Origin of the sequence: Bradyrhizobium sp. SHOUNA76, from assembly GCF_023006445.1 — a bacterium.
Classification (GTDB): Bacteria; Pseudomonadota; Alphaproteobacteria; order Rhizobiales; family Xanthobacteraceae; genus Bradyrhizobium.
The window spans coordinates 1-6,350 of record NZ_JALBHA010000393.1; the positions used below are offsets into that span (position 1 = coordinate 1).

Consider the following 6,350-nt stretch of genomic DNA (forward strand, 5'->3'; position numbering starts at 1 on the left):
GTCAGCGCGTGGGCGTTGGGGTGCGGGCGGGCAGCAGCCGCAGATCCGATAGCCGCTTGGCCGCCAGTTTCAGCCAGGGAGCCTGCTTCAGCGCGAACAGGGCGACGGCGCCTGCGGTGCTGCCGGCTTTCGTGACCGCCCACATTGGCGAAGGCTGTCCGCCGAACAATTTCTTGTAGGGCTCGTCACCAATAGTGAAATCGAGCATCTGATCCCCGCGCTCGATACAGTCCCGCGCCACCTGCTCGAACATCAGCGCGCCCAGGGACTGGCTCTTGTAGCCGGCGATGTCGAAGGCGCTCATGATGATGAGGAAGCTGTCGCGATGGCACAGTCCGAGCACGGCGGCGATCACCTCGCCGTCCATCGTCATGGCGTAGAGGCGCACAAAGGCGCCGAGACCACGAAGGGCCACGTCGGAATAGAAGCCGAAATATTCGGGGCGCTGCAGCAGATCGCCGTCGCCTTGCGCCTGAAAGCGCGGACCGCGAAACTTCTTCATCACCTCCATGGCCTCAATCACGGAGGCGCTGTCGTTGCAGCATGAGAAGCTCAGCTCGCCTTTCTTCTGGAGCTGACGATATTTCTTGGCGAGCTCCTTCTGATAGGAGCGATCGATCGCACTGGCTCGCCATTGCTCGAACGGCGCGACAAGAACCGTCGCGTAGGCGTTGGTGTCCATCGCTACGCGGCGCGACGCAGCCAGGAGGTTTTCGATCGGAAGCCGCCCGTCGGGCAGCTTGGTCATTCGGAGCAGATCGAAAGGACGAACGAGGCGCTGAATCTCCGCGCATGCAGCCGCGTCGTCGAGCAGCTGCGAAAACAATTCCGGGCTACAGACCGGCGCCAGATAGTCGGAGACGCGCAGGTCGGCGAACTCGACGGTTCGGATCGGACCGCGCCGGATCCGGAGCAGGGGCAGCACCATCGCGAGGGCTCCCGTCGCGCGGTGGCGGACCACGACGACCAGCGGTGCCGCACCCGCTTCCGGCGCGAGCCTGGTGTAGAGGCAGTGCAGCCAGATCGGATGCTGGAACGCGGTAGCGGCCGAGCGATCAAACAGCTCGGCATATTCCGGAGACAGAAAGTCGAACGACTGCTCGATGGCGATGTCGAACGTGTTGCTAAGCTTGTTCATGCGCAATCAAGGAAACCGGACAATTCGCGAAGATCGATCGAGCCGTCACTCGCTTTATAGCAGGGTCGTTACGGGCTAGACACCGGCGGCGTGCAATTTGCATTAATGCGTTCAACCACGTTCGTATCGTTACCAAATTCTTAATTCCGCAGTCGCTCGTCCTGCGCGTTTTCCAGGCGCCACATTCGTGTATGATGACCAGCTCAGTCCCGAATACGCAGAAGATGTCCCTTCTCTCACGGCGAGAACTGCTCGATATGGCGGCGGGGGTCTCGGTGCTGGCCGTCTGGCCTGGCGGCGCAGCCGCTGACGAATACCCCTCCCGCCCCATCAGGCTGGTCATTCCCTACACGGCTGGTGCCGCGGGTGATCAGATCGGCCGTCCCTGGGCCGACAGGATCGGCTCGCTGCTGGGGCCGATCTATGTCGAGAATATCGGCGGCGCCGGCGGTGCGATCGGTACCGCCGCGGTGGCGCAGAGCGCAGCCGACGGTTATTCGCTCTTGCTCGGCAATGGCAGCACCCAGGTGATGATTCCATTGTCCTCCGCGCAGCCTGCCTACGACACGGTTCGCGATTTCCGCGCCATCTATCGCCTGATCACCAGCACGCTGGCATTCGCGGTTCATCCTTCCTTGCCGGTGAAGGACCTGCGAGAGCTGGCAGCTTTTGCGCGGGGCAATCCGGGCGGGCTTTCCTATGGCACGCCGGGCGTCGGCACCGGCAATCATCTCGTCGGAGAGATGTTCAGGATGCAATCCGGTCTCACGGCGGACCTTGTCCATGTTCCTTATCGCGGCATGGGGCCCGCGACCAACGACCTTGTCAGCGGCCAGATCTCCTCGGTCATTGCCGTGGTCTCGAGCCAGATCCTGCAATTGCACCATGCGGGCAAGCTGCGGATGATCGCCGTGACGAGCGATCGGCGGTTGAGTGGCGCGCCGGACATTCCGACGGTCATCGAATCCGGCATGCCGGGCCTCAGCTATGCCGGCTGGTTTGGCTTGTTCGCTCCGAGAGCGACACAGGATGCGATCGTGGAGCGGATCGCGATCGCGACCCGTACGGCGATGGCCGATCCGCAGTTGCAGGAAAGCTATCGTTCGCAAGGTCTGGAGCCGGACGTCGATTCAGGTCCTGACAAGTTTCAGCGCCTGGTCGAGGACGAGCTGGCCCGCCTGGCACCGATCGTCAAGTCGATCGGGATCAAGCGCGACTGAGATCACGCCGGCTTGCTTGCCGGGAGCGCACCAGCGAGATTCACCAGCTCAACATCGCCCGTCTCGCAACACGAGTCGTGATCTCGATCGCTCGGCATTTTGCAAGGGACGCTGTCGCAGATCCAACCGCGCATCGTCATTCTGCGCGCGGCCGCACAGCGTCATTGGAATCGTTCCAGATAAAGTTTCTACTGCAGTCATCGATGATCGAGACATTCTAAATCGCAGCGCACGCATTTTCGTTGCCGTCACCATAGCGCCTTTCTAGAGAGGGCCATCGATGAGGGCTTTCTGGAAATGCGACGTATGGGTGGAGTTGAGACGGTAGCGCGCTTTGGCGCGGCGCTGCTGGGTGGAGTTGCGTTGCTCGCGTGGTTTGAATCGCCTGCTCGATCCCAAACGCCACACGGCGGCAGTTCCATTCCACCAGTGACCGTCGATGCGCCGGCGCAACAATCGGCCCGCCGTGCGCCGACCAAACGAAACGATGTCCGGGCCCGATCGAATTCGCGACGCGCCCCGACGCGTGGCGCCGCGCAAGTCGAAACAGCCGCAGCGCGACCGCAATCGGGGGTCGCTCCCGCCTATGCGGGTGGCGAGGTCGCTCAGGGCGCGCGGCTGGGAATGCTCGGCAATACCAGCACGATGAAGTCACCGTTCAACGTGACGAGCTACACGGAAAAGTTCATTCGGGATCGGCAGGCGGCAACCGGTGCGGATGCCCTGATCCTCGATCCGTCCGTGCGAAGCTCCCACCCGACGGGCGGTATCGTGGATTCCTTCTACATTCGCGGATTCCCGATCAACGAAGGCAACAACGGTGAATTCGCCTTCGAGGGCCTTTACGGAATTGCGCCGACATATCGCATCTTTACCGACTACGTCGAGCGCATCGAAGTGCTCAAGGGGCCTTCAGCCGCGCTTTCCGGCATGGCGCCCAATGGCGGCGTCGGCGGTGTCATCAACGTCGTGCCCAAGCGCGCGGAAGAGGATTTGACCCGCTTGACCGCAAGCTACGGCTCGGTTGCACGCTTCGGCGGTCACTGGGATGTCGCGCGGCGTTACGGCGACGGCAAGCAATGGGGCGTACGGGCCAGCGGGAGCCTCCGCGACGGCGACACGCCGATCGATCGCCAGTCCGAAACGACAGGTGTCGGATCGCTGGCTCTCGACTATCAGGGCGAGCGATTCAGGTCCTGGCTCTATCTCATCGCGCAAACCGATCGGTTCGATGCTCCGTCGCGTCCGTTTCTCATGGCTCCCGGCCTGCAGGTGCCGAAGGCACCGGATGGCCGGCTGAACGTGACCCAGCCCTGGGAATGGTCGCACATCACCGACAAATCGGTGTTGCTGCGGACCGAATACGATCTCAGCGACCAGGTTACGCTGTTTGCGGACGTCGGTGGCTCCAAGACCAATGTCGAGCGATTCTTCGGTCTTCCGACCATCGTCAACGCGAACGGCAACACGACCTCTACGCCTCAGTTCTTCGGGCTGAGCATTGACCGAACCACATATGATGGCGGCCTCCGCGCCCGCTTCGACACCGGCTTCGTCCACCATGCCCTTGCCTTCCAGGCCTCGGTCTACCATGACGCGCTGTACCGGCGGCTGACCAATGGCAGCGTGGTCGGGTCGAACATCTACAATCCGACCATTGCGCCAACTCAGTTTGCCAACGAGATCAGCGACCGCCCCCGGCTCTCGGACAGCCAGCTCACGGGGCTTTCGATTGCGGACACCATGTCCGTGCTCGATGAGCGCATCCTGTTGACCTTGGGTGTCCGGCGCCAGGGCATCGAGGCGAACAATTACGCCTCCAATGTCGGGACGCTGACGACGTCCTATGACAAGAGCGCCGTGACTCCGGTGGTCGGCCTCGTCGTTCGTCCCCTGGACAATGTCTCCTTGTACGCGAACTATGTCGAAGGCCTCGCCCGGGGTGATGTTGCGCCGGTGCAGCCGGGCGTTACCAATGGTGGCGAAGTGCTGCAGCCCTACGTCGCCAAGCAGTACGAAGCCGGCGTCAAGGTGGAGTTCGGCCGCATCGCAACCACCTTCAGCGCCTTCGAGATATCGAAGGCGAGTGGAGAGCTGTCCGCCGGGCGCTTCGCGGCGACCGCCGAGCAACGGGTCCGCGGACTCGAGTTCAACGTCTTCGGCGAGCTTTTGCCGGATGTTCGTCTCCTCGGAGGAATCTCGCTGCTGGATGGCACCCTGACGAAGACCGCGGTTGCGGCCAATCTGGGCAACACGCCGATCGGCGTTGCGAACATTCAGGCCAATATCGGGGCGGAGTGGGACTTGCCGTGGATGAGAGATCTCACCTTGAACGGCGCCGTCATCTACACCGGCAGGCAGTTCGTCGACAGCGCGAACAAGCAGCCGATCCCGGAGTGGACGCGGCTCGACCTCGGCGCCCGTTACACCACGGCGATCAACGGCAAGAAGACGGTTTTCCGCGCAAACATCCAGAATGTGACCGGCGAGAGTTACTGGTCCAGCGTGGCTTCATTCGGAACGTTCTTCCTGGGAGCACCACGCACCTATCTGCTGTCGATGACCGTGGATATGTAATCGCTGCAGCCTGCAGCAGGCATGTCCCTGACCGTCGCGTGCAGACCGGTCAGATTGGTCGTCAAAGTTCGATAGTTGCTTGCCAATAAAAGCAGAGCATCCCGCTCCGGCGCTGTCAGCGCCGGACGAAAAATCTTCCATTGAATCAATGAGGTGATTTCCGTTTTGCTGTGTTTTTTCGGCCGCAAGGCGCCAAAGCGGCGCGGCTCTTGCTCTTGCCAGTATGAGGGTTCTTGATAAACATCATACTGCGGGATCGGGTGGATGGAGCAAGCGGTGAGGCGGACTTTACGGGCGATCGAATCCGGAACGCTGCTGCTGTTCGGGGGACTCATCGCCGCCAACATCGCCGCCTGGGCCTGGGCCTTCGCGCTGTTCGGCGACCGGCCGACGGTGCTGGCGACTGCGCTGCTGGCCTGGGTGTTCGGTCTGCGCCACGCCGTCGATGCCGACCACATCGCCGCCATCGACAACGTCGTGCGCAAATTGATGCAGACGGGCGGCGCGCCGCACAGTGTCGGCCTCTATTTTGCGCTCGGCCATTCCACCGTCGTCGTGGCCGCGACCATATTGCTCGCGCTCGGCGTGGTGAGCCTTGGCGGCGACAGCTTGCTCAAGGAGATCGGTGGCCTCATCGGCACGTCGGTGTCGGCCATGTTCCTGCTCGTGATCGCGGCCATCAACCTCGTCATCTTGGTCGGCCTGTGGCGGACGTTCCGTGCTGCACGGGAGCAGGGCGTCCACGACGCCGAAGGCCTCGAGAGGCTGCTCGCCAATCGCGGCGTCTTCGCGCGACTGCTCGGACCGCTGTTCCGCCTGGTCACAAAACCATGGCACATGTATCCGCTCGGCTTCCTGTTTGGACTAGGTTTCGACACGGCGACCGAGATCGGCCTGCTCAGCATCTCCGCGACCGAAGCCGCGCGCGGCGCGTCGGTTGCGGATATCCTGGTTTTCCCTGCGCTGTTCGCCTCCGGCATGGCGCTGGTCGACACCGCCGATTCCGCGCTGATGGTCAGTGCCTATCGATGGGCGTTCGTCGATCCCCTGCGAAAGCTCTGGTACAACCTCACGATCACTGGCGCCTCCGTGGCAGTCGCGCTGTTGATCGGCGGCATCGAGGCGCTCGGGTTGGCCGCCGACCGGCTCGGCCTGTCCGGGGGCGTGTGGACGCTGGTCGACGGCCTTAACGAGTCGCTCGCCAATGTCGGCTTCGCCGTCATCGCGCTGTTCGTAATCGCCTGGCTCGTCTCGGTCGTGCTCTATCGTCGCATCTTTGCCGACGGACGGCACCGGGCCGCGACGAAAGCTCTGGAATGCGCCGATGCGACCGAAGCGGCGTGAGCCCTGTCGTGGCGGCGACGCGCTGACGGCACTCTCGGCCCTGGTGCTGCTCGCGGATGACGGCAGCGCCT

Annotated in this window: 4 protein-coding genes; 3 read left to right on the forward strand and 1 reads right to left on the reverse strand. The window is 62.9% G+C overall.

Translation table 11 applies throughout. The features are described from left to right. Position 1: 1 nt before the first annotated feature. Positions 2-1,138: a GNAT family N-acetyltransferase gene (locus MOV74_RS28615; protein WP_246929979.1), complete on the reverse strand. Its 1,137-nt coding sequence runs from the start codon at positions 1,136-1,138 to the stop codon at positions 2-4. Positions 1,139-1,362: 224 nt separating this feature from the next. Here MOV74_RS28615 and MOV74_RS28620 point away from each other — a divergent pair, with 224 nt between their 5' ends. The 3 genes from MOV74_RS28620 (at position 1,363) to MOV74_RS28630 (ending at position 6,279) form a co-directional block, all read left to right on the forward strand. Continuing rightward, entirely contained in the window at positions 1,363-2,358 is a 996-nt protein-coding gene (locus MOV74_RS28620; protein ID WP_246929980.1) for a tripartite tricarboxylate transporter substrate binding protein, read from the forward strand. 297 nt (positions 2,359-2,655) lie between these two features. Continuing rightward, a complete protein-coding gene (locus tag MOV74_RS28625) occupies positions 2,656-4,935 on the forward strand; it encodes a TonB-dependent receptor (protein ID WP_404979188.1) in 2,280 nt (759 codons plus the stop codon). A 264-nt stretch (positions 4,936-5,199) separates the two neighbouring features. Continuing rightward, positions 5,200-6,279 (forward strand): HoxN/HupN/NixA family nickel/cobalt transporter, encoded by a 1,080-nt coding sequence (locus MOV74_RS28630; protein WP_246929982.1) that lies wholly within the window; start codon positions 5,200-5,202, stop codon positions 6,277-6,279. Positions 6,280-6,350 lie beyond the last annotated feature (71 nt).

What these genes read in the sequence shown, in the direction of transcription:
- MOV74_RS28620 (WP_246929980.1), top strand. Translation starts at nt 1,363, where the DNA reads ATGTCCCTTCTCTCACGGCGAGAACTGCTCGATATGGCGGCGGGGGTC.
- MOV74_RS28615 (WP_246929979.1), bottom strand. Translation starts at nt 1,138, where the DNA reads ATGAACAAGCTTAGCAACACGTTCGACATCGCCATCGAGCAGTCGTTC.
- MOV74_RS28625 (WP_404979188.1), top strand. Translation starts at nt 2,656, where the DNA reads ATGCGACGTATGGGTGGAGTTGAGACGGTAGCGCGCTTTGGCGCGGCG.
- MOV74_RS28630 (WP_246929982.1), top strand. Translation starts at nt 5,200, where the DNA reads ATGGAGCAAGCGGTGAGGCGGACTTTACGGGCGATCGAATCCGGAACG.